This is a genomic window from Bacillus marinisedimentorum (assembly GCF_001644195.2).
GTDB classification, from domain to species: domain Bacteria; phylum Bacillota; class Bacilli; order Bacillales; family Bacillaceae_O; genus Bacillus_BL; species Bacillus_BL marinisedimentorum.
Genome location: NZ_LWBL02000012.1, coordinates 1 through 1,263, shown reverse-complemented (window position 1 = coordinate 1,263; position 1,263 = coordinate 1). Strand labels below are relative to the sequence as shown.

Below are 1,263 nucleotides of genomic sequence, written 5' to 3'. Positions count from 1 at the left end.
GGCCCAACTCCACCAGCGTGAGTCACTAGACAGTATTTCTGAGAATCTTCGTGCCAATGAGGACTTCCAAGCATTTCTTGAGATTGATCCTGTTCATCCATCGACACTTCACCGAAAGCTTGAAAGGTTACCGATAGATTACCTTAAATCGTTATATGAAAGCCTGGTCGTGCAGGTGGGGAAACACCATGCTTCCAAGTGTGGCCTCCCGGATATTGGAGTGTTAAACATCATTGATGCCTCTGAAATCAGACTGCCGGGAAGAGCCAAGTGGGCTTATGCTTCGAAAGAAAAAAATGGTGTGAAACTTCACACCCGCTTGAAGCTGATCGATTTAAAAACCACGCTGTCCGATAAGGTCGTGCCTTCTACGGCGGCTGTGTCTGATAAAGAAGCAGTCGAGCATCTCGTTGACGATAAAAATGCCACATATGTATTCGATCGGGGATATATCAAATATCATTTGTACCACCAGTGGGATCAAGACGGGATTCACTTTGTCGCACGTGTCAATGCAAATTCAAGGCTGTCAATCGTCAGTGAGCAAGTTACAGACAAAGAGTCCATCTTAACCGATGCAAAAGTGGTAATACGAGATCCTGAACAAGACCAGTCTTTTTATCTTCGGTTGATTGAGTACGTCGATGATAAACAAAGAAAATACCGGGTAGTGACGAACCGATGGGACTTGGAAGCCTCTGACATTGCAGAGATCTACCGGCTAAGATGGAGAATTGAGCTATTCTTCAAATGGATCAAGCAGCACTTAAAGGTTGTAAAATGGTTCAACCATAAACCAGAGGCCGTTTGGAACCAGATTTACATCATTATGATTGCCTATGCGTTATGTGAGTGGATCAAGATTCTTTCGGAAACAACGAAAACCACCTGGGAAGTGTTGAAGCTTTTACGACATTATTGGTTTAGCTCCTGGGAGAGGTTTATGGAGGTGCTACACCGCCGACCAACCCGATCATCAAAAGGACGCAAAAAGAAAGGAAAACCCGGCCGGCCAAGAAAGCACCCTAAAAAGTATAAACCGAAGAAAGTCATAAACTTTTAAAATAAGAAAAAATTGGTAACTCGTCTACAAGTAAGACGGTGTTCCTATTTTTTCATCTTCACAGCAAAAATGGATGTTAAAAAATTGAATTTAATCAAGATAATTACTTTTTAATAAATGATGCTTACACGGCTCTTGTTTTTGTTCTACACAAATTGATGGAATAGCCAAAATTAGGTAGCTTTTTGCAAGACTAGTGG

1 protein-coding gene is annotated in these 1,263 nt (G+C 42.0%); it reads left to right on the top strand.

The genetic code is table 11. The features are described 5' to 3' along the window. On the top strand, positions 1 to 1,063 hold a 1,063-nt coding region (locus A4U59_RS03565), incomplete at its 5' end, for an IS4 family transposase (RefSeq protein WP_066175869.1). Positions 1,064 to 1,263 lie beyond the last annotated feature (200 nt).